Consider the following 23,613-nt stretch of genomic DNA (forward strand, 5'->3'; position numbering starts at 1 on the left):
TCGATCAGCTCCCCTGCAACGGTTTGGCGTCCTGGAAGAAGTAGTCCTTCCACGATTCCGGTTTGTTCTTGATCGCGCCGACGCGGTAGAGGAATTCGGCGAGCGGGTAGGTGTTTTTCGGCGTAACGCTGAATTCAAACTGCGGGTTGTCGATGATTTTCAGCAACGCGGCGCGGTCGATCTTGGCCTTGGTCACGCGGATATAAGTGTCCGCCGCCGCGCCTTTATCGTTCTGCGCAAATTGCGCGGCTTCGGTCAGCGCTTCGACGAACGCCTTGTAGGTTTTCGGGTTCTCGTTGCGGAATTTCTCGGTGGCGAACAGCACGGTCGGCGAGTTCGGGCCGAGCACGTCATAGGAGTTGAGCACCACGTGCACATTCGGATTTTCCAGCGCCTGATCCTGGAACGGCGGGTTGGAGAAGTGCCCGGTCAGCTCGGTGCCGCCGGCAATCAGCGCAGCGGTGGCGTCCGGGTGCGGAACGGCGATGGTGTACTTGTCGAGGCGATTGAATTCCTTGTCGCCCCACTGCTTGGCCGCCGCGTATTGCAGGAAGCGCGACTGCACGGAAACGCCCACTGCCGGCACCGCAATGCGGTCCTTCTCGGTGAAGTCGGCGATGGTTTTGACCTTGGGATTGTTGCTGACGAGGTAGTACGGGAAGTTGCCCAGCGAGGCCACGGCTTTGACGTTCTGCTTGCCGTGGGTGCGATCCCAGATGGTCAGCAGCGGCCCGACACCGGCGCCGGCAATGTCGATGGAGCCGGAGAGCAGTGCATCGTTGACCGCCGCGCCGCCGGACAACTGGGTCCAGTCGACCTTGATGTCGAGGCCTTCCTGCTTGCCGTACTTCTCGATCAGACCCTGATCGCGCACCACATTGAGCAATAAATAGACAATGCCGAACTGCTCGGCGATGCGGATTTCACCTTCGGCGTGGGCCACAGTCGGCGCCACCAGGCTGCCGGCGATCAGGCTGAACCCGAGGCCGATGGCCGCCGCCAGCGGCGCGAATGGAAGACGTTTGGACATGATCGGATCTCCGGCAAATCAGAAAGGCGCGTCGCCCTGAATGGTGGTGCGATACAGCTTGCGGCGCAGGTGCGCAGGGCAACCGGCGGCAAGGTGGATCAGCGAGCGGTTGTCCCAGAACACCAGATCGTGGGGCTGCCATTGATGGCGATAGATGTTCTGCGGCAGCACGCTGTGGGCGTAGAGCTCGTCGAGCAGTTGTTTGCTCTCGTCCTCCGGCAGACCGACGATGCGGGTGGTGAAGCCTTCGCTGACGAACAACGCCTTGCGGCCGTTTTCCGGATGGGTGCGGACCACCGGGTGCACGACCTCGGCGACCTGGGCCAGTTGCTCCGGGGTCAGGGTCGGGCGCCAGTTGCCTTCGAATTTGGTTTCGCTGTAGCGCGCGGTGTAGGAATGCGCAGCCGAGCGGCCTTCAACGGCTTTGCGCAGCGCGTCGGGCAGGCTGTCCCAGGCTTTGTGCATGTCGGCGAACAGGGTGTCGCCGCCTTCGGACGGCAGCTCTTGGGCGTGCAGCATCGAGCCAAGGCTCGGCAGCTCTTTATAGGAAAGGTCCGAGTGCCAGAACTTGCCGGCATCGCCGAGGCCGATGTTCTGGCCGTTTTCGACAATGTTGGAAACGATGAGGATTTCCGGGTGATTGGCCAGCAGGAACTGCTTGAGCACGTGGATCTGCAACACGCCGAAGCGGCGGCTGAAGTCGATCTGCTGTTGCGGGGTGATGCGCTGGTCGCGGAACACCACGACGTGGTGATCGAGGTGCGCGCGGTGGATGCGGGCGAAGTCTTCGTCGTTGACCGGACGGGTCAGGTCGAGGCCGATGATCTCGGCGCCGACGGCACCGCTGAACGGGCGGACTTCGAAGGTTTGCGGCGCGGCAGTCGCGGCGCTTGGGGTAGCAGTAGCTGCGGACATCAATCAATCTCCCACGCACGGCGCGCTCGATGGCGCGCGCGTCGATCAGAAACTCACGCTGGATTGCGTGTTGGTTCGTGTCGTGCGGCGCGCCGATTGGTCGGCAGGTACGCAGGAGGCTGACTTTATAGCTATAAGAAGCGGAATTTAAATACTGTTAACGAATAACGATATGGCGAATGCTTAGGAATGGACTGGATGGTGAGTGACCATTTGTGTCACTTCTGGACGGAATGTGTTGTTCCGACAGACGCCTTCGTCGGATCGCCGCCCGGAGCAAGCCCGCTCCCGCACTCGATCGCGTGTCTCTGGAAAAACGCAGTCGAGTGTGGGAGCGGGCTTGCTCGCGAAGAGGCCGGAAAGGCCAATAAAGATCTAGCGTTCGTGCAACGCCTCGGCGCGGGCCCGGATGATCGGCTTGAGCAGATAGCTCAGCACGGTCTTCTTGCCGGTGATGATGTCCACCGACGCCACCATCCCCGGGATGATCAGCAACGGCTTCTCGTCAGTGCCGAGATGGCTGCGCTCGGTGCGCAGCTTGATGACGTAGTAGGTGGTTTTCTTGTCTTCGTCGGTGATGGTGTCGGCGCCGATCTGTTCCAGCTTGGCCTTGAGACCACCGTAGATGGTGTAGTCGTACGCGGTGAATTTCACCGTGGCCTCCTGGCCCGGATGCAGGAACGCGATGTCCTGCGGGCGGATCTTCGCTTCGACCAGCAGGGTGTCGTCCAGCGGCACGATTTCCAGCAGGTCGCTGCCCGGCTGGATCACGCCGCCGATGGTGTTGACCAGCATCTTGTTAACGATGCCCCGTACCGGCGAGGTGACGAGCGTACGGCTGACCCGGTCTTCCAGCGCCTTGCCGGTGGCCTGGGCCTTGTTCAGGTCGGTGCGCGCCTCGTTCAACTGAGTCAGGGCTTCGCTGCGGAATTTGCCGCGGGTCTCGTCGATCTTGCGCTGTACTTCCTTGATCGCCGATTCGGCGCGCGGGATCGCCAGGGTGGTGGCGTCGAGCTGACCACGGGTTTCCACTTCGGCACGCTTGAGTCGCAGCACTTCCACCGGCGATACCGCGCCCTGAGCCACCAGCGGCTCGGACATGTTGATTTCCTGGCGTTGCAGACCCAGTTGCTGACGGTACTGCGCCTGCTTCGAGGTGAACTCGCGCAGCTCTTGCTGGCGCTGAATCAACTGTTCCTGCAGGCCACCGACCTCGTCGTGCAATTGCTGACGACGGCTGATGTACAGCGATTCTTCACTTTTCGCCTGACCCGGCACGGCTTTGAGCACGTCCTCGGGAAAATTCAGCGGCCGGTCATCGACCTCGGCGCTCAGGCGCTCGACCCGCAGCAGCATCGACAGCCGATCAGCCTCGGTTTCACCGACGTTGGAGGCGAATCGCGTGTCATCCAGGCGTACCAGCGGTGCGCCGGCCTCGACGATCTGGCCTTCCTTGACGAACAGCTCGGAGACGATACCGCCCTCGAGGTTCTGGATTTTCTGGATCTTCGACGAGGGAATCGCCTTGCCGTCGCCCTTGGTCACTTCGTCGATGACGGCGAAGTTGGCCCACAGCATCAGGAACACGAAGAAACCGATGATCGCCCAGATCGTCAGCCGCACCACGCGCGGCGCGTCCTCGATCAAGGCCTTGTTGACCTCTGGCAGCGGCTGGCCCTGCAGCGATGCCGAGCCCTTGAAGTAGCGGCGGATCGAATCCTTGAAACCCGACTTAAGCAACACTGATCTGCCCCTTCTTCAACGCTTCCATCACGGCCGCTTTCGGGCCATCGGCGAGAATCTGCCCACGGTCGACCACCAGCAGGCGATCGACCAGCGACAGCAGCGATGCCCGGTGCGTCACCAGCACCACGGTCTTGTTTTCCACCACCGCCGCGAGGCGTTGCTTGAGGCGTTCTTCGCCGGTGTTGTCCATCGCGCTGGTCGGTTCGTCGAGCAACAGAATCGGCGGATTGAGCAACAGCGCCCGGGCCAGGGCGACGTTCTGGCGCTGACCACCGGACAGGTTCTGCCCGCGCTCGCCGACTTGCAGCTCATAACCCTGCGGGTGCAGTCGGGCGAATTCGTGGACGCCGGCCAGTTCAGCGGCCTGCAGGACAAGTTCGTCTTCGACGTAACGAGCGCCGGAAATCAGGTTGTCGCGCAGGGTGCCGGCCAGCAGCTGGATGTCCTGGGGCACGTAGCCGATGTTGTAGCGCAGCTCGCTGACGTCGATCTGGCGGATGTCGACGCCGTCCACCAGCAACGCACCGTCGTCCGGCTGATAGAGGCCGACCAGCAGTTTCGCCAGTGAGCTCTTGCCGGAACCGCTGCGGCCGATGATGCCGATCTTCTCGCCGGGACGGATCACCAGGTTGATGTTCTTCAGCGCCGGGTTCTGTTGTTCCGGGTAGGTGAAGCTGAGCTGGCGGCATTCGATCGCGCCTTGCAGCACCTTGCGGCTCAGTGGGCGTTCTTCGAAATTGCGCTCTTGCGGCAACTCCATCATCTGGTCGACCGAGGTCATGGTCACCCGCGCCTGCTGGTAGCGGGTCAGCAGACCGGACAGCGACGCCAGCGGGCTGAGGGCGCGGCCACTGAGCATGTAGCAGGCGATCAGGCCGCCCATGCTCAGGTTGCCGGCGATGATCTGGTACACGCCGAAGACGATCATGATCACCCCGGCCAGTTGCTGGATCAGCAGGGTGATGTTCATCGCCAGACCGGAGAGCATTTTCACCCGCAGCTCGAGACGGCTGAGGGTGCCGATGGTCTGCTCCCATTGATACTGGCGTTCGCTTTCGGCGTTGTTGACCTTCACCGCGTCGAGGCCGGCGAGGGTTTCGATCAGGCTCGACTGACGCTCGGCGCCGAGGGCCATGGTGCGTTCCATGGTTGCCACCAGCGGCTTCTGCAAGGCGTAGCCGATCAGCAGCGCAATCGGGAAGGCCAGCACCGGAATCCACACCAGATGCCCGCCGAGAATCGCGATGACAATGAAGATCAGGATGGTGAACGGCAGGTCGATCAGGCTGGTCAGGGTCAGCGAGGCGAGGAAGTCGCGCAGACTCTGGAACTCATGAATGTTCTGGGCAAAGCTGCCGACCCGCGCCGGGCGGTATTTCATGGCCATGCCGACGATGCGTTCAAACAGCGTGGCGGAGATGATCAGGTCGGTTTTCTTGCCGGCCAGATCCAGGCACAGGCTGCGCAGGCTCTTGAGGATCAGGTCGAACAGATAGGCGCCGGTGATGCCCAGCGCGAGCACCCACAGGGTCGCTTCGGCCTGGTTCGGCACCACGCGGTCGTAGACATTCATCACGAACAGCGGCGCGGCCATGGCGATGATGTTGATCAGGAAACTGGCGGCGATGGCGTCGGCGTACAGCCAGCGCGAACGCTTGAGGGTGTCGCGAAACCACGAGCGCGCACGCGGGATCAGCGTGCCGTGGTTGACGTCGAATTTGTGCTGGGGCTGGGCGAAGAACACTTTGCCGATGTAGTCGTCGGCCAGCAGCTCGCGGCTGACCAGGGATTCGCCGCCGTCGCTTTCGCTGAGCAGCACCCGTGCTTCGTTCTCACCCTGCCAGCCGAGCAGGACGGCACTGCGGCCATCCTTGAGCAGCAACAGCGCCGGCATGGCAATCGCCGGAATTTCTTCGAGCTTGCGCTGCAGCACCCGCCCTTGCAGCCCGGCGCGCGCCGCTGCACGGGGCAGCAGCTCGACACTCAGGCGTTGTTTGGGCAGCGGCAGGCCGGTGGTCAGCATCGCCGCGCTGGCAGGTTTCTGGTGGAGCATGCAAAGAGCGAGCAGACCATCCAGTAAAGGATCGTCGTGCAACGCGCGTGGATCATGACTGAGATGAACTCGACTGACTTCTGATTCCACGCTCGACACTCTTTAGCAGTTGAAAAGGGACAACTCAATTCATCCCAGGCAGCTGAACCTTGGGCTTCACGTCGTTCTGCACAACGGATGCCAAGGGTGCGACCACTCCCTGGCTCTTGAGCAATTCGCCCATGGTCGCCTTGATTCGATACTGAGTAAATAACTGAATGTTTTTGATTTCAGCCAGACGCCGCGAAGCGGTGAACAGCTCGTTTTCGCTGTCGAGCAAATCCAGCAGGGTCCGTTCGCCGAGGCTGAACTGGCGCTGGTAAGCAGTGCGCACCGAGGTGCTGTGATCAACGTACTGCTGAGCGATCGGCACCTGGGCGTTGGCGTTGTTCAGGGCGTTCCAGGCCAGGCCCAGCTCTTCATTCAATTGGCGCAAGGCGTTGTTGCGGATGTCCAGCGCCTGGTTCGACAGGTAGGACTTGGATTCCAGATCCGCCTTGTTGCTGCCGCCCGAATACAGGTTGAAGCGCATGCGCAACATGGCCTGCCATTCGTTGTTGTGACCGTTCTGGCCGTCGAGGTCGTTGTCGGCAGTGCGGCCCAGCTCGGCGTCGAAGCGCGGGTAGAAGGTCGACTTGGCAGTCTCGTATTGCTTCTCGGCCGCGGCGATATCGGACTCGGCCGAACGCAGGATCGGGCTGTTTTCCAGCATCTGCTGGCGCGCTTCATTCAGGTTGGCCGGCATCATCGCCATGAACGGCGCCGGACGCTCCAACTGATCGGGCATCTGGCCGACGGCGCTGAGGAAATTGGTTTCCGAGTCGGCGAGGTTGGTCTGCTCGGTGATCAGGTTGTTGCGGGCCTGGGCCATCCGCGCTTCGGCCTGATCGAGGTCGGCACCGCTGCCGACGCCGCGCTGGGTGCGCAGCTGGATCTGGTCGTAGATACGTTGGTGGCTTTTGAGGTTTTCTTCGGCCAGACGCACGAATTCGCGACGGGTCAGCACATCCAGATAAACCTGGGCCACGGTCAGCGCGGTGCGCTCGGAAGTGCCGAGCAGGGAATACGCGCGGGAGTTGACGGTGGCTTGTTGACGCCCGACTTCGCTGGACGTCGCAAAACCGTCAAAAACCATTTGCGACAGACGTAAACTTGACTCGCTGCGGTTCAGGGTTTCCCAGTGATTGCCGCCACCATTGGCGCGGGTGGTCACGCTGTCGGTGCCTTCACGACCATAACCGCCCAGCAGATCGACCTTGGGCAGGTATCCACCTTTTGCAGCCTTTAATTGATAATCCGCGGCCAGCCGACTGTTGACCCCTGCCTGGATTTCCGGATGGACATCCAGCGCCTGCTGCATGGCTTCTGGTAAGGATTGTGCTTGTACGAAAGAGGCGGCGAGAGCGAAGGGTAGAGCCTTGAGCAGGTGCGAACGCATGGTAAAGATTTCCCAGAACTTCTTGTCTTGAATCACAGCAAATTGGTGAGCTGCGTCGGAAGATGGCAACCGGAATGACCGTATGTCGGAAAGTTTAAAACCGGAACTGGATCACACGCTGAAGGGCAGGTCGCCGCATAAATATCAATGTGACATTACTGGGACGATTGTTTAGGATGGCACCCAGAAGGTCAATAGTTTGGCATAAAGTTAATAGCGAAAGAATCTAGCCAAAATATTGACGAACAGCAGCGTCAACTTTGTTTCCTCTTTTTTTAAAAGTACGTCCAGACTGAATCGGCGCAGACAGCCATCAGGTCTATGGAAGTCAACTGAACGTGACACCCGGAGAGTCTTCAATGAGCAGTGTTGTTGCCATCGTCAAAAGCATTGTCGGTCAGGTTTTCGTGGTGTCCCCAGAGGGCGTCCGTCGCGTACTCGTTGAAGGCGACCGGCTGTTTGCCGGCGATCAGGTCGACACCGGCGTTTCCGGCGCCGTGTCCCTGGAACTGGCCGATGGCCGCACGATCGATCTGGGCCGTGACACTCAGTGGAGCGCCGATACCCCGGATTCCAGCACCGACCTGGCCGAAGCCACCGCGCAAGCCGCGCCGTCGGTAGAAGAGCTGCAACAAGCCATCGCCGCCGGTGTCGACCCGACCACCGCTCTTGATGCCACCGCTGCCGGCCCGAGTGCCGCGGGGACTGGCGGTGCCGCCGGCGGTGGTCACAGCTTCGTGATGCTCGATGCGACCGCCGGCCGCGTCGACCCAACCATCGGTTTCCCGACTGCGGGCATCAACGCTGCAGGCCAGGCCGCGCAGAACATCCCCGGCGGCCAGACCACCGACACCAACGCCAATGCCCTGCGCGAATCGACCCTGAACCTCAGCGCCACGCCGAGCATCACCGAAGCCGGCGGCGTGCTGGTGTACACCGCAACGCTGACCCAGGCGCCGCTGACCGACCTGACCATCACCCTGTCCAACGGTGCGGTGATCGTGATTCCGGCCGGTTCCACCACCGGCACCGTCAACGTGCCCCTGGCGCCGAACGACACTGTTTATAACGACCCGACCCAGATCGACGTGACCGTCACCGGTACCACCGGCGGCAACGGCATCACCGTGACCCCGCCGACCACCCCGGCCACGACCCAGGTCACCGACACCATCGACACCACCACCGTCACCCTGACGGCCGGCCCAAGCGTGACCGAAGGCGGTCAGATCACCTACACCGCGACCCTGACCAACCCGGCGCAGACGCCGGTGACCGTCACGTTGTCCAACGGCTCGACCATCACCATCGGCGCCGGCCAGACCACCGGCACCGTCAACGTGCCGACCGCACCGAATGACGTCTATAACAACGGCAGCACCGTCACCACCACCATCACCGGTGCCACGGGCGGCAACTTCGAAAACCTGGTGCCGAACCCGACACCGGTGGTGACCACCATCACCGACTCGATCGACAATACCGGCCTGACCCTGACCGCTACCGGCACTGTGGTCGAAGGTGGCCAGATCACCTACACCGCGACCCTGACCAACCCGGCGCAGACGCCGGTGACCGTCACCCTGTCGAACGGTTCGACCATCACCATCGGCGCCGGCCAGACCACCGGCAGCGTCAACGTGCCGACCGCACCGAATGACGTCTACAACAACGGCGGCACCGTCAGCACCACGATTACCGGCGCTACCGGCGGCAATTTCGAGAATCTGGTGCCAAACACGACGCCAGCGACTACTACCGTCACCGACTCCATCGACACCACCAACCTGTCGCTGAGCGCCACCGGTTCCGTGGCGGAAGGCGGTTCGATCGTCTACACCGCGACGCTGAGCAATCCTGCGGGTACGCCGGTGACCGTGACGTTGAGCAACGGCGCCGTCATCACCATTGACGCCGGTAAAACCATCGGCACCGTGACCGTTCCGGCGCCTGCCGATGACGTCTACAAAGACGCGGGCAAGGTCGAAGTCACCATCAAGGACGCCACCGGCGGCAACTTCGAGAATCTGGTGCCAAGCACTGTTCCCGCTGTCACCGAAGTGACTGACACCATCGACACGTCGACGGTCAAACTGACGGCTGATACTTCGGTTGCAGAAGGCGGCACCGTTACTTATACCGCTACGGTTGGCGCACCAGTCACCGGTTCGCCGGTGACTGTCACTTTGTCCAACGGTCAGACCATCACCATCGAAGTGGGTAAAACCACCGGCACCGTGACCACCACCGCGCCGAACGACGCATTGGCTGGCAACGCACCGCTGACCAACTCGATCACCGGCGTTTCCGGCGGCAATTACGAAAATCTGGTGGCCGACAAGACCCCGGTCTCGACCACGGTTACCGACGTTGCCGACACCACCAACCTGACCCTGAGCGCCACCGGCACTGTCGCCGAGGGCGGTTCGATTGTTTACACCGCGACGCTGACCAATCCTGCGGGCACCCCGGTGACCGTGACGTTGAGCAACGGCTCCGTCATCACCATCGAAGCGGGTAAAACCACTGGCACCGTGACCGTTCCGGCGCCTGCCGATGACGTCTATAAAGACGCCGGCAAAGTCGAAGTGACCATCAAGGACGCCACCGGCGGCAACTTCGAGAACCTGGTGCCAAGCACTGTTCCGGCTGTCACTGAAGTCACCGACACCATCGACACCACCACGGTCAAACTGACCGCGACAGAGTCAGCGGCCGAGGGCGGCACCGTCACTTATACCGCGACAGTTGGAGCGCCCGTAACTGGCTCGCCGGTCACCGTAACCCTGGCTAACGGCCAAAGCATCACGATTGAAGTGGGCAAGACCACCGGCACCGTGACCACCACAGCACCGAACGACGCATTGGCCGGCAACGCACCGCTGACCAACGCGATCACCGGCGTGAGCGGCGGCAACTACGAGAATCTGGTCGCCGACAAAACCCCGGTCAGCACCACCGTGACCGACACCGTCGACACCACCAACCTGACCCTGAGCGCCACCGATTCCGTGGCCGAGGGCGGCTCGATCATCTACACCGCGACGCTGACAAATCCGGCCGGCACGCCGGTGACCGTGACCTTGAGCAACGGCGCGGTCATCACCATCGAAGCCGGCAAGACCACCGGCACCGTGACCGTTCCAGCGCCTGCCGATGACGTCTACAAGGATGCCGGCAAAGTCGAAGCGACCATCACCGGCGCAACCGGTGGCAACTTCGAAAACCTGGTGCCAAGCACTGTGCCGGCCGTGACCCAGGTCACCGATACCATCGACACGTCGACCGTCAAACTGACCGCGACCGAGTCGGCGGCGGAAGGCGGTACCGTTACTTACACCGCGACGGTGGGCGCCCCGGTAACCGGCTCGCCTGTGGTTGTGACCCTGGCCAACGGTCAGGCGATCACCATCGAAGTCGGCAAAACCACCGGCACCGTGACTACCACGGCGCCGAACGACGTACTGGCCGGCCATGAACCGCTGACCAACTCGATCACCGGTGTGAGCGGCGGTAACTACGAAAACCTCGTGGCCGACAAAACGCCGGTCAGCACCACCATCACCGACACCGTCGACACCACCACCGTATCGCTGACCGCCACCGGCAACGTCAACGAGGGCGGGCAGATCGTCTACACCGCGACCCTGACCAATCCGGCCGGCACCCCGGTGACCGTGACGTTGAGCAACGGCTCCGTCATCACCATCGAAGCCGGCAAAACCACTGGCACCGTGACCGTTCCCGCACCAGCCGATGACGTCTACAAAGACGCCGGCAAAGTCGAAGTGACCATCAAGGACACTTCCGGCGGCAACTTCGAAAACCTGGTGGCCAACCCGACGCCAGCGGTGACCAACGTCGCCGACACCATCAACACCACGCACCTGACCCTCAGCGCCGAAAGCTATGTGCTCGAAGGCACGTCGATCACTTACACCGCAACGCTGACCAACGCCGCGCAGACGCCGGTGACCGTCAACCTGAGCAACGGCCAGACCATCGTTATCGAGGCCGGCAAGACCAGCGGTTCGGTGACCATCCCGGCGCCGAGCGATGACGTCTACAAGGATGTCAGCAAGCTCACCGTGACCATGACCGATGCCAGCGGCGGCAACTTCGAGAAGCTCGACGTCAGCAAGACGCCGGTCAGCACCACGGTCAACGACACCATCGACAAGACCACGCTGACCCTGAGCGCCAGCGACACCGTCAGCGAAGGTGGCCAGATCACCTACACCGCGACCCTGAGCAACCCGGCCGGCACTGCCATGACCGTGACCCTGGCCAACGGCGCGGTGATCAACATCGCTGCCGGTGCCACCAGCGGTTCGGTGAATTTCCCTGCGCCGGCCAATACGCCTTACATTGATGGCGGCAAGGTGCAGACCGCGATTGCCAGCCACAGCGGCGGCAACTTCGAACAGGTCGATGCCAACCGTACGGCTGTGGTGACCAAAGTCACCGACACCGTCGACACCACCAACATCAGCCTGAGCGCCACCGGTTCGATCGCCGAGGGCGGTTCGATCGTCTACACCGCGACCCTGACCAACCCGGCCGGCACGGCCATGACCGTGACCCTGAGCAACGGCGCGGTGATCAACATCGCCAAAGGCGCGAGCACCGGCACCATCACCGTCGCCGCACCGAGCGACGACGTGTACAAGGACGCCGGCAAAGTCGACGCCAGCATCACCAAGACCACCGGCGGCAACTTTGAAAACCTGGTGGTCGACAAGACCCCGGCGGTGACCGACGTCACCGACACCATCGATACCAGTACCGTTTCCCTGAGCGCCACGGCCAGCACCGTTGAAGGCGGCGTGGTGGTTTACACCGCCTCCGTCACCGCACCGGTGACCGGCTCGCCAGTGGTCGTGACCCTGTCCAACGGCCAGACCATCACCATCCCGGTCGGCGCCAGCAGCGCCAGCGTCAACTACACCGCGCCGAACGATGCACTGGCCGGCGGCAACACGCTGAGCGTGAAAATCGACGGCACCAGCGGCGGCAATTACGAAAACCTGGTCGCCGACAAGACGCCGGCCGTGACGTCAGTCACCGACACCGTCGACACCACCAACCTGACCTTGAGCGCTACAGGTTCCGTGGCCGAAGGCGGTTCGATCGTTTACACCGCCACGCTGACCAATCCGGCTGGCACGCCAGTGACCGTGACCCTGAGCAACGGCTCGGTGATCACCATCGAAGCGGGTAAAACCACTGGCACCGTGACCGTTCCGGCTCCGGCCGATGACGTTTACAAAGACGCCGGCAAAGTCGAAGTGACCATCAAGGATGCGTCCGGCGGCAACTTCGAGAATCTGGTTCCGAGCACCGTTCCGGCCGTCACTGAAGTGACTGACACCATCGATACGTCGACCGTGAAACTGAGCGCCGATACGTCGGTGGCCGAGGGTGGCACCGTCACCTACACCGCCACTGTTGGCGCTCCGGTGACTGGCTCGCCGGTCACCGTGACTCTGGCCAACGGTCAGTCGATCACCATCGAAGTGGGCAAAACCTCCGGTACCATCACTACCACCGCGCCGAACGATGCACTCAACGGTCACACACCGCTGAGCAACTCGATCACTGGCGTGAGCGGCGGCAACTACGAAAACCTGGTGGCCGACAAGACTCCCGTCAGCACCACGGTAACCGACACCGTCGACACCACCGACCTGACACTGACCGCGACCGGCACCGTGGCCGAAGGTGGCTCGATCACCTACACCGCCACCCTGACCAATCCGGCCGGTACTCCGGTCACCGTGACGTTGAGCAACGGCTCCGTCATCACCATCGAGGCCGGTAAAACCACCGGCACCGTGACTGTCGATGCACCGAAAGACGATGTCTACAAAGACGCCGGCAAGGTCGAAGTCACCATCAAGGATGCAACTGGCGGCAACTTCGAGAATCTGGTGCCGAGCACTGTTCCGGCCGTTACCGAAGTCACCGACACCATCGACACCACCACAGTCAAACTGACTGCGACCGAGTCGGCGGCGGAAGGTGGCACTGTCACTTACACCGCCACCGTGGGCGCTCCGGTGACGGGCTCGCCTGTGACCGTGACCCTGGCCAACGGTCAGTCGATCACCATCGAAGTCGGCAAGACCACCGGTACCGTCACCACCACCGCGCCGAACGATGCACTCAACGGCCATGCGCCGCTGAGCAACTCGATCACCGGTGTGAGCGGCGGTAACTACGAAAACCTCGTGGCCGACAAAACGCCGGTCAGCACCACTGTGACTGACACCGTCGACACCACCAACCTGACTCTGAGCGCCACTGACTCGGTGGCCGAAGGTGGCTCGATCACCTACACCGCCACCCTGACCAACCCGGCTGGAACCCCGGTCACCGTGACGTTGAGCAACGGCTCCGTCATCACCATCGAGGCCGGTAAAACCACCGGCACCGTGACCGTCGATGCGCCGAAAGATGACGTCTATAAGGACGCCGGCAAAGTCGAAGTCACGATCAAGGATGCCTCCGGCGGCAACTTCGAGAACCTGGTGCCGAGCACTGTTCCGGCTGTTACCGAAGTCACCGATACCATCGACACCACCACGGTGAAACTGACCGCGACCGAGTCCGCAGTTGAAGGCGGCACTGTCACTTACACCGCCACCGTTGGCGCCCCGGTAACCGGCTCGCCTGTGACCGTGACCCTGGGAAATGGTCAGTCGATCACCATCGAAGTGGGCAAAACCACCGGTACCGTCACCACCACCGCGCCGAACGACGCGTTGAACGGTCACACCCCACTGACCAACTCGATTACTGGCGTGTCTGGCGGTAACTACGAAAACCTCGTAGCCGACAAGACCCCGGTTTCGACCACCGTCACCGACACCGTCGACACGACCAACCTGACCCTGAGCGCCACTGACTCGGTAGCCGAGGGCGGTTCAATCGTTTACACCGCGACCTTGACCAACCCGGCCGGCACACCGGTCACCGTGACCCTGTCGAACGGCGCCGTGATCACCATCGAAGCCGGTAAAACCACCGGCACCGTGACTGTCGATGCACCGAAAGACGATGTCTACAAAGACGCCGGCAAGGTCGAAGTCACCATCAAGGATGCAACTGGCGGCAACTTCGAGAACCTGGTGCCGAGCACCGTTCCGGCCGTGACCAACGTCACCGACACCATCGACACCACCACGGTGAAACTGACCGCGACCGAGTCGGCAGCTGAAGGCGGCACCGTTACCTATACCGCCACCGTTGGTGCCCCGGTAACCGGCTCGCCTGTGACCGTGACCCTGGCCAATGGTCAGTCGATCACCATCGAAGTCGGCAAAACCACCGGCACCGTCACCACCACCGCGCCGAACGATGCGCTCAACGGCCATGCGCCGCTGACCAACGCGATCACTGGGGTGACTGGCGGTAACTACGAAAACCTCGTGGCCGACAAGACCCCGGTTTCGACCACCGTCACGGATACCGTCGACACCACCAACCTGACCCTGAGCGCAACGGGCTCGGTGGCCGAGGGTGGTTCGATCGTTTACACCGCGACCCTGACCAACCCGGCTGGAACCCCGGTCACCGTGACGTTGAGCAACGGCTCCGTCATCACCATCGAGGCCGGTAAAACCACCGGCACCGTGACCGTCGATGCGCCGAAAGATGACGTCTATAAGGACGCCGGCAAAGTCGAAGTCACGATCAAGGATGCCTCCGGCGGCAACTTCGAGAACCTGGTGCCGAGCACCGTTCCGGCCGTGACCGAAGTCACCGACACCATCGATACCACTACGGTGAAACTGACCGCGACTGAATCGGCAGCTGAAGGTGGCACCGTCACTTACACCGCGACCGTGGGCGCACCTGTGACCGGTTCGCCAGTCACCGTGACGCTGTCCAACGGTCAGTCGATCACCATCGAGGTGGGCAAGACCACCGGCACCGTGACCACCACTGCGCCAAACGATGCGCTCAACGGCCACACGCCGCTGACCAACGCGATCACCGGCGTGAGCGGTGGCAACTACGAAAATCTGGTCGCTGACAAAACCCCGGTCAGCACTACCGTGACCGACACCGTCGACACCACTAATCTGTCGCTGAGCGCGACCGACAGCGTGGCCGAAGGTGGCTCGATCGTTTACACCGCGACCCTGACCAACCCGGCCGGCACCCCGCTGACCGTGACCCTGTCGAACGGCGCTGTCATCACCATCGAGGCCGGTAAAACCACCGGCACCGTGACCGTTCCTGCGCCTGCCGATGACGTCTACAAAGACGCCGGCAAAGTCGAAGTCACGATCAAGGACGCAACCGGTGGCAACTTCGAGAACCTGGTTCCGAGCACCGTTCCAGCCGTAACGGAAGTCACCGACACCGTCGACACGACGACCGTGAAGCTGACCGCTTCCGAAACGGCCGCTGAAGGTGGCACCGTCACTTACACCGCGACTGTTGGCGCGCCAGTGACCGGTTCGCCTGTGACTGTGACCCTGGCCAATGGTCAGTCGATCACCATCGAAGTCGGCAAAACCTCTGGCACTGTCACCACCACCGCGCCGAACGATGCGCTCAACGGCCATGCGCCGCTGACCAACGCGATCACTGGCGTGTCTGGCGGCAACTACGAAAACCTTGTAGCCGACAAGACCCCGGTTTCGACCACCGTCACTGACACCGTCGACACCACCAATCTGACCCTCAGCGCCACCAACTCGGTGGCCGAAGGCGGTTCGATCACTTACACCGCCACCCTGACTAACGCTGCGGGCACCCCCGTGACCGTGACCTTGTCGAACGGCGCCGTGATCACCATCGAGGCCGGCAAAACCACGGGCACCGTGACCGTCGATGCACCGAAAGACGACGTCTATAAAGATGCCGGCAAAGTCGAAGCGACCATTTCGACCGCCACCGGTGGCAACTTCGAGAATCTGGTGCCGAGCACTGTTCCGGCTGTCACTGAAGTCACCGACACCATCGACACCACCACGGTCAAACTGACCGCGACCGAGTCGGCGGCTGAGGGCGGCACCGTTACTTACACCGCGACTGTTGGCGCACCTGTCACCGGTTCGCCTGTGACCGTGACCCTGGCCAACGGTCAGTCGATTACCATCGAGGTCGGCAAAACCACCGGCACCGTCACCACCACCGCGCCGAACGATGCGTTGAACGGTCACACACCGCTGACCAACGCGATCACTGGCGTGACTGGCGGGAACTACGAAAACCTCGTGGCTGACAAAACCCCGGTCAGCACTACCGTGACTGACACCGTCGACACCACCAACCTGACCCTGAGCGCCACCAACTCGGTCGCCGAGGGTGGTTCGATCGTTTACACCGCGACCCTGACCAACCCGGCCGGCACTCCGGTGACCGTGACCCTGTCGAACGGCGCTGTCATCACCATCGAGGCCGGCAAAACCACCGGCACCGTGACCGTCGACGCACCGAAAGACGACGTCTACAAAGATGCGGGCAAAGTTGAAGCAACCATTTCGACCGCCACCGGTGGCAACTTCGAGAATCTGGTGCCGAGCACCGTTCCGGCCGTGACCGAAGTCACCGACACCATCGACACCACCACGGTGAAACTCACCGCCACCGAGTCGGCGGCTGAAGGCGGCACTGTCACTTACACCGCCACCGTGGGCGCTCCTGTGACTGGCTCGCCAGTGACCGTGAACCTGTCGAACGGCCAGAGCATTACCATCGAAGTCGGCAAAACCACCGGCACCGTGACGACCACGGCGCCTAACGATGCACTCAACGGCCACACGCCGCTGACCAACGCCATCACCAACGTGACGGGCGGCAACTACGAAAATCTGGTGGCCGACAAGACGCCGGTCAGCACTACCGTCACCGACACCGTCGACACCACCAACCTGTCGCTCAGCGCGACCGGCACCGTGGCCGAAGGTGGTTCGATCACCTACACCGCGACCCTCACCAACGCTGCGGGCACGCCGGTGACCGTGACCTTGAGCAATGGCGCCGTGATCACCATCGAAGCCGGCAAAACCACCGGCACTGTGACCGTTCCTGCACCAGCTGATGACGTCTACAAAGACGCCGGCAACGTACAGGCCACGATCACCAACGCCACCGGTGGCAACTTCGAGAACCTGGTCACCAGCACCACGCCAGCGGTAACCAGCGTCACCGACACCATCGACACCACCACCGTGAAGCTGACCGCGACCGCAACAGCGGCCGAGGGTGGCACCGTCACCTACACCGCTACCGTAGGTGCACCGGTGACCGGCTCGCCTGTGACCGTGAACCTGTCGAACGGTCAGTCGATCACCATCGAAGTCGGCAAAACCACCGGCACCGTGACCACCACCGCGCCGAACGACGTGTTGACCGGTCATGCGCCGCTGACCAACGCCATCACCGGCGTGAGCGGTGGTAACTACGAAAATCTGGTTGCGGATAAAACCCCGGTCTCGACTACCGTCACCGACACCGTCGACACCACCAACCTGTCGCTCAGCGCGACTGGCATCGTGGCCGAAGGTGGTTCGATCACCTACACCGCGACACTGACCAACGCTGCTGGCTCGCCAGTCACCGTGACCCTGTCGAACGGCGCCGTGATCACCATCGAGGCAGGTAAAACCACCGGCACCGTGACCGTTCCTGCGCCAGCCGAAGACGTCTACAAGGACGCCGGCAACGTGCAGGCCACCATCACCAATGCCAGCGGTGGCAACTTCGAGAACCTGGTCACCAGCACCACGCCAGCGGTGACCAGCGTCACTGACACCATCGACACCACCACCGTGAAGCTGACCGCGACCGCGACAGCTGCTGAAGGTGGCACCGTCACCTACACCGCTACCGTGGGGGCGCCGGTGACTGGCTCGCCAGTGACCGTAAACCTGTCCAACGGTCAGTCGATCACTATCGAAGTAGGTAAAACCACCGGCACCGTCACCACCACCGCGCCTAACGACGTATTGAATGGTCATGCACCACTGACCAACGCGATCACCGGCGTGAGCGGCGGTAACTACGAGAATCTGGTGGCCGACAAGACCCCGGTCAGCACCACCGTGACCGACACCGTCGACACTACCAACCTGACCCTGAGCGCCACCAATTCGGTCGCCGAAGGCGGTTCGATCGTTTACACCGCGACCCTGACCAACGCTGCGGGCACTCCGGTGACCGTGACCTTGAGCAACGGCGCCGTGATCACCATCGAGGCCGGTAAAACCACGGGCACCGTGACCGTTCCTGCCCCGGCGGACGACGTCTACAAAGACGCCGGCAACGTACAGGCCACGATCACCAACGCCACCGGTGGCAACTTCGAGAACCTGGTAACCAGCACCACGCCAGCCGTGACCAGCGTCAGCGACACCATCGACACCACCACCGTGAAACTGACCGCGACCACGACGGCGGCCGAAGGTGGCAACGTGGTCTACACCGCGACCGTCGGCGCACCAGTGACTGGCTCGCCGGTAACCGTGAATCTGGCCAACGGTCAGTCGATCACCATCGAAGTCGGCAAAACCACCGGCACCGTGACCACCACCGCGCCGAACGACGCGTTGACCGGCCATACACCGCTGACCAACTCGATCACCAACGTCAGCGGCGGCAACTACGAAAACCTCGTAGCCGACAAGACGCCGGTCTCGACCACCGTCACCGACACCATCGACACCACCAACCTGTCGCTCAGCGCGACCGGCACCGTGGCCGAGGGTGGCTCGATCACTTACACCGCAACCCTGACCAACGCCGCTGGCTCGCCAGTGACCGTGACCTTGTCCAACGGCTCGGTGATTACCATCGAAGCGGGCAAGACCACCGGCACCGTGACAGTTCCTGCACCAGCCGATGACGTCTACAAAGACGCCGGCAACGTGCAGGCCACGATCAAATCCGCCACCGGTGGCAACTTCGAGAACCTGGTCACCAGCACCACGCCAGCCGTAACCAGCGTTACCGACACCATCGACACCACCACCGTGAAGCTGACCGCGACCACGACGGCAGCCGAGGGTGGCAACGTTGTCTACACCGCGACCGTCGGCGCACCAGTGACGGGCTCGCCTGTGACTGTGACCCTGGCCAACGGTCAGTCGATCACCATCGAAGTCGGCAAAACCACCGGCAGTGTGACCACCACCGCGCCGAACGACGTGTTGAATGGTCATGCGCCACTGACCAACGCGATCACCGGCGTAAGCGGCGGCAACTACGAGAATCTGGTGGCAGACAAGACCCCGGTCAGCACCACCGTCACCGACACCGTCGACACCACCAACCTGTCCCTCAGCGCGACCAGCACCGTGGCCGAGGGTGGCTCGATCACCTACACCGCAACCCTGACCAACGCCGCTGGCTCGCCAGTGACCGTCACCCTGAGCAACGGTTCGGTGATCACCATCGAAGCCGGCAAAACCACCGGCACCGTGACCGTTCCTGCGCCAGCCGATGACGTCTACAAAGACGCCGGCAACGTACAGGCCACGATCACCAACGCTACCGGCGGCAATTTCGAAAACCTGGTCACCAGCAACACACCAGCCGTGACCAGCGTCACCGACACCGTCGACACCACCACCGTCAGCATCACCGGCAGCACCTCGGTGACCGAAGGCCAGACCGCAACCTACACCGTCAGCCTGACCAACCCGGCGCAAACCGAGGTCACCCTGAAAATCGTCTACAGCGGCACCGCCGCCGACGGTTCGGACTTCACCGGCGTGTACACCGTGAAGATCCCGGCGGGGGCCAGCAGTGCGCAGTTCAACGTCGCGACCATCGATGACAAGATCACCGAAGGCACCGAAAACTTCGTGGTCAAGATCGACTCGGCCACCGGTGGCAACTTCGAAAACCTGGCGGTCAGCAGCACCAATGGCAGCGTCAGCACCTCGATCATCGACAACGATGCTCCGCCGGTCATCGACCTCGACGCCAACAACTCCAGCGGTGCAACGGGTGCCGACTACAAGGTGACCTTCACCGAGAACACCCCGGGCGCAGGCGTGTCGATTGCCGACACCGACATCAAGATCACCGACCCGGACAGCACCATGCTGACCGGCGCCACCGTCGTGCTGACCAACCGCCAGGACGGCGATGCGCTGAACCTGGGCAACAGCGTCAACGGCATCACCATCAATGCCAACAGCACCAACGGCACCGTCACCCTGACCCTGTCGGGTAACGCGACGCTCGCCGACTACATGCAGGCCATCAAGAACATCAGCTTCACCAACAGCAGTGAAGATCCGAGCACCGTGCCACGGATCATCACCGTGACCGTGACCGATGGCGGCAACTACTCCAACACCGCGACCACCACGGTCAACGTAGTGGCGGTCAACGATGCGCCGGTCGCTGCACCGGTCAACGTCACCGGCACCGAAGACACCCCGCTGGTTCTCGGCTGGTCGACCTTCGGCGTCAGCGACGTCGACAGCCCGGCCAGCAGCCTGGGCGTGAAAATCACCCAGCTGCCGGGCGAAGGCAAACTGCAGTATCTGGACGGTTCGACCTGGAAAGACGTCGCCACCAACCAGACTTTCAGCAAGGCCGATATCGACGCCGGCAAGTTGCGCTTCCTGCCGGATGCCAACGAGTCGGGCGTGAACGGTTACGGCGGCACCGGCCTGGGCAACAACCAGGCTGACTACGCACAGATCAAGTTCCAGCCAACCGACGGCCAGTTGCTGGGCAACACCGGCACCATCAAGATCGACATCACCCCGGTGGCGGATGCACCGACCCTGTCGGTGGCCGACAACAGCGTGAAGTCCACCGGGCTGATCAAGGAAGTCTGGACCGGTCTGTCGGGCCTGGGCACCGACGGCAGCGGCGCGAATTCGACCACCCTGAAAAACGTGATCGACGGTGCCGGCAAGCCGAACACCAGCGGCACCGTGAATAACGTGCAGTCCGACGGCAGCGTGACCGCCGGCACTGCGTCGAAAACCTCGGGCCTGATTTATCTGGAAGCCGGCAAGACCTACACCTTCAGCGGCACCGGTGACGACAGCCTGCTGGTGACCATCGGCGGCAAGAACGTGGCCTCGACCACGTGGGGCGCGGGTGGCAACCTCAACGGTTCGTTCACCCCGACCACCAGCGGCTACTACACCCTGGACATCTACCACCACAACCAGAGCGGCCCGGGCAGCTACGACGTCAACCTGTCGGTCAACGGCAGCACGCCGATCGACCTGAGCAGTGCCGGCGTGCCGATCTATACCGGCGTGCAGGATCTGGTGAATGCCGGCGTGACCGTCTCCGATCTGCACGGCAGCAACGGCGAAGGCTATTACGACGGCTACAAACTCAACACCGGCGCCGAAGGCACCACCGTGAAACTGTCGTCGATCAGCACCGCGCTGACCGACACCGACGGCTCGGAAACCCTGAGCATCAAGATCAGCGGCGCACCGGTCGGTTCGGTACTCAGCGACGGCGCAGGCCACAGCTTCACCGTGACCGCCACCAGCGGCGACGCCAACGTCACCGGCTGGAACCTCGGCACCCTGACCGTGACCCCGCCGACCTACTACAACGGCCAGTTCAACCTGACCGTGACCTCGACCTCAACCGAACAGGTCGGCGGCTCGGCCAGCACCACCGCGACCATCCCGGTCACCGTGGTGCCGGCGGTGTATAACGCGGTGGTCGCCACCTCGGCGGACGACACCGTCACCGGCACCGACGGCAACGACATCATCGTCGCCGACATCGGCGGCCTGACCGTGGTGCCGGGCACCAACTACAACATCGCGTTCATGGTCGACAGCTCGGGCAGTATGAGCGCCTCGTCGATCAACGCCGCCAAGGACTCGCTGACGTCGGTGTTCAACACCCTCAAACAGAGCCTGGGCAGCAACTCCGGCACGGTGAACATCTTCCTGGTGGACTTCGACACCCAGGTCAACAAGTCGGTGTCGGTGAACCTCAACGACCCGAACGCACTGACCTTGCTCAAGGCCGTGCTGGACTCGATGTCGTCCGGCGGCGGCACCAACTATGAGGACGTGTTCAAGGCCACGGCGAACTTCTTCCAGAGCGCCGAAGCGCTGGCCAACACCGGGGCGAAGAACCTTACGTACTTCATCACCGACGGCCAGCCGACCTACTACCAGAGCAACGAGCAGACCAACCCGACGCTGTACGGTAACGTGAAGCTCGATGATGTGGTGAAAACCAGCAACTACAAACTGGGCGACAGCTTCAGCACCTACATCGACAACACCCACTACCTGAGTATCAACACGGCCGGCGCCGTGGTATTGCAGACGTACAAGAACGGCAGCTGGAGCTGGAACAGCCTGGGTACCATCCACGCTCAGGGTGACGGCACCTACGAGATCTCGAGCCTGGCGGGCAACGGCAGCAGCACCACGACCACGACCACCGATAACGCCAGCAGCGGTTTCGCCTTGCTCAACGGTTTGTCGAACGTGGAGGCCATCGGCATCAACAGCGGTGTCAGCCTCAACGACCTGAAACCGTACGATTCGGACAAGACGCCGCAGACCAACATCGATCCGAAGGACCTGGCCAACTCGATCATCGGCCACACCGAAGCGACGATGCCGGGCAACGACACCGTCAGCGGTGGCGACGGCAACGACATCCTGTTCGGCGACCTGGTGAGCTTCAACGGCATTGCCGGCGAGGGTTATCAGGCAATGCAGGCGTTCGTGGCCAAGGAAACCGGGGTCGACGTCAGCAAAGTCACCACCAGCAACGTGCACCAGTACATCACCGAGCACTATCAGGCGTTCGATGTGTCCGGTGCCCACGACGGCAACGACACGCTGCTGGGCGGCGCGGGCAATGACATTCTGTTCGGCTCGGGCGGCAACGACCTGCTCGACGGTGGCAAGGGCAATGACATCCTGCTCGGCGGCACCGGCAACGACACGCTGATCGGCGGTCAGGGCAACGACATCCTGATCGGTGGTTCCGGTGCCGACACCTTCGTCTGGAAGGCAGGCGACACCGGCAACGACGTGATCAAGGACTTCAAGGCCAGCGAAGGCGACCGCATCGACCTGCGTGACCTGTTGCAGGGCGAGACCGGCAGCACCATCGACAACTTCCTGAAGATCACCACGGTCGACGGCGTGTCGTCGCTGCAAGTCAGCTCGGGCGGCAAGTTCAACTCGGGCGATGCCGCAGCCGCCACCCCGGACGTGACGATCAAACTGGAAGGCAACAACTGGTCCACGGTCAACATTCACAACCTGATTGCCGGCAGCGATCCGACCATCAAGGTCGACCACAACAACAGCTGATGCGTGAACAACGGCCGCCCCACTGGGGCGGCCGTCGCGTTTTCGGCGCTTGAACCGGTGACGATTTCGTCGGCGCACCGCATACTCGCGCGCAGTTGGC

6 protein-coding genes are annotated in these 23,613 nt (G+C 62.4%); 1 reads left to right on the forward strand and 5 read right to left on the reverse strand.

All coding sequences use genetic code 11. From position 1 onward, the window contains the following. Positions 1-4: 4 nt before the first annotated feature. The 5 genes from CAF80_RS19285 to CAF80_RS19305 all read right to left on the reverse strand — a co-directional run bounded on the left by CAF80_RS19285 (position 5) and on the right by CAF80_RS19305 (position 7,221). Positions 5-1,030, reverse strand: coding sequence for an ABC transporter substrate-binding protein (locus tag CAF80_RS19285; protein ID WP_007957722.1), 1,026 nt, complete (start codon positions 1,028-1,030; stop codon positions 5-7). 18 nt (positions 1,031-1,048) lie between these two features. Then, positions 1,049-1,945: a TauD/TfdA family dioxygenase gene (locus CAF80_RS19290; protein WP_039773033.1), complete on the reverse strand. Its 897-nt coding sequence runs from the start codon at positions 1,943-1,945 to the stop codon at positions 1,049-1,051. A gap of 375 nt (positions 1,946-2,320) precedes the next feature. Next, on the reverse strand, positions 2,321-3,688 hold the full coding sequence (locus CAF80_RS19295) for an HlyD family type I secretion periplasmic adaptor subunit (protein ID WP_011331851.1): 1,368 nt from the start codon (positions 3,686-3,688) through the stop codon (positions 2,321-2,323). Beyond that, entirely contained in the window at positions 3,678-5,834 is a 2,157-nt protein-coding gene (locus CAF80_RS19300) for a type I secretion system permease/ATPase (RefSeq protein ID WP_074689339.1), read from the reverse strand. Before CAF80_RS19300 ends, CAF80_RS19295 begins: the two co-directional genes overlap by 11 nt. 34 nt (positions 5,835-5,868) lie before the next feature. Continuing rightward, positions 5,869-7,221, reverse strand: a complete 1,353-nt coding sequence (locus CAF80_RS19305) for a TolC family outer membrane protein (protein ID WP_085667779.1) — start codon at positions 7,219-7,221, stop codon at positions 5,869-5,871. 359 nt (positions 7,222-7,580) lie between these two features. On the opposite strand from CAF80_RS19305, the gene CAF80_RS19310 reads away from it, so the two are divergent. Beyond that, entirely contained in the window at positions 7,581-23,513 is a 15,933-nt protein-coding gene (locus CAF80_RS19310; protein ID WP_085667621.1) for a LapA family giant adhesin, read from the forward strand. Positions 23,514-23,613: the final 100 nt, after the last annotated feature.

It is taken from the genome of Pseudomonas sp. B34(2017), from assembly GCF_002112915.1.
Lineage (GTDB): Bacteria > Pseudomonadota > Gammaproteobacteria > Pseudomonadales > Pseudomonadaceae > Aquipseudomonas > Aquipseudomonas pharyngis.

What these genes read in the sequence shown, in the direction of transcription:
- CAF80_RS19285 (WP_007957722.1), bottom strand. Translation starts at nt 1,030, where the DNA reads ATGTCCAAACGTCTTCCATTCGCGCCGCTGGCGGCGGCCATCGGCCTC.
- CAF80_RS19290 (WP_039773033.1), bottom strand. Translation starts at nt 1,945, where the DNA reads ATGTCCGCAGCTACTGCTACCCCAAGCGCCGCGACTGCCGCGCCGCAA.
- CAF80_RS19305 (WP_085667779.1), bottom strand. Translation starts at nt 7,221, where the DNA reads ATGCGTTCGCACCTGCTCAAGGCTCTACCCTTCGCTCTCGCCGCCTCT.
- CAF80_RS19310 (WP_085667621.1), top strand. Translation starts at nt 7,581, where the DNA reads ATGAGCAGTGTTGTTGCCATCGTCAAAAGCATTGTCGGTCAGGTTTTC.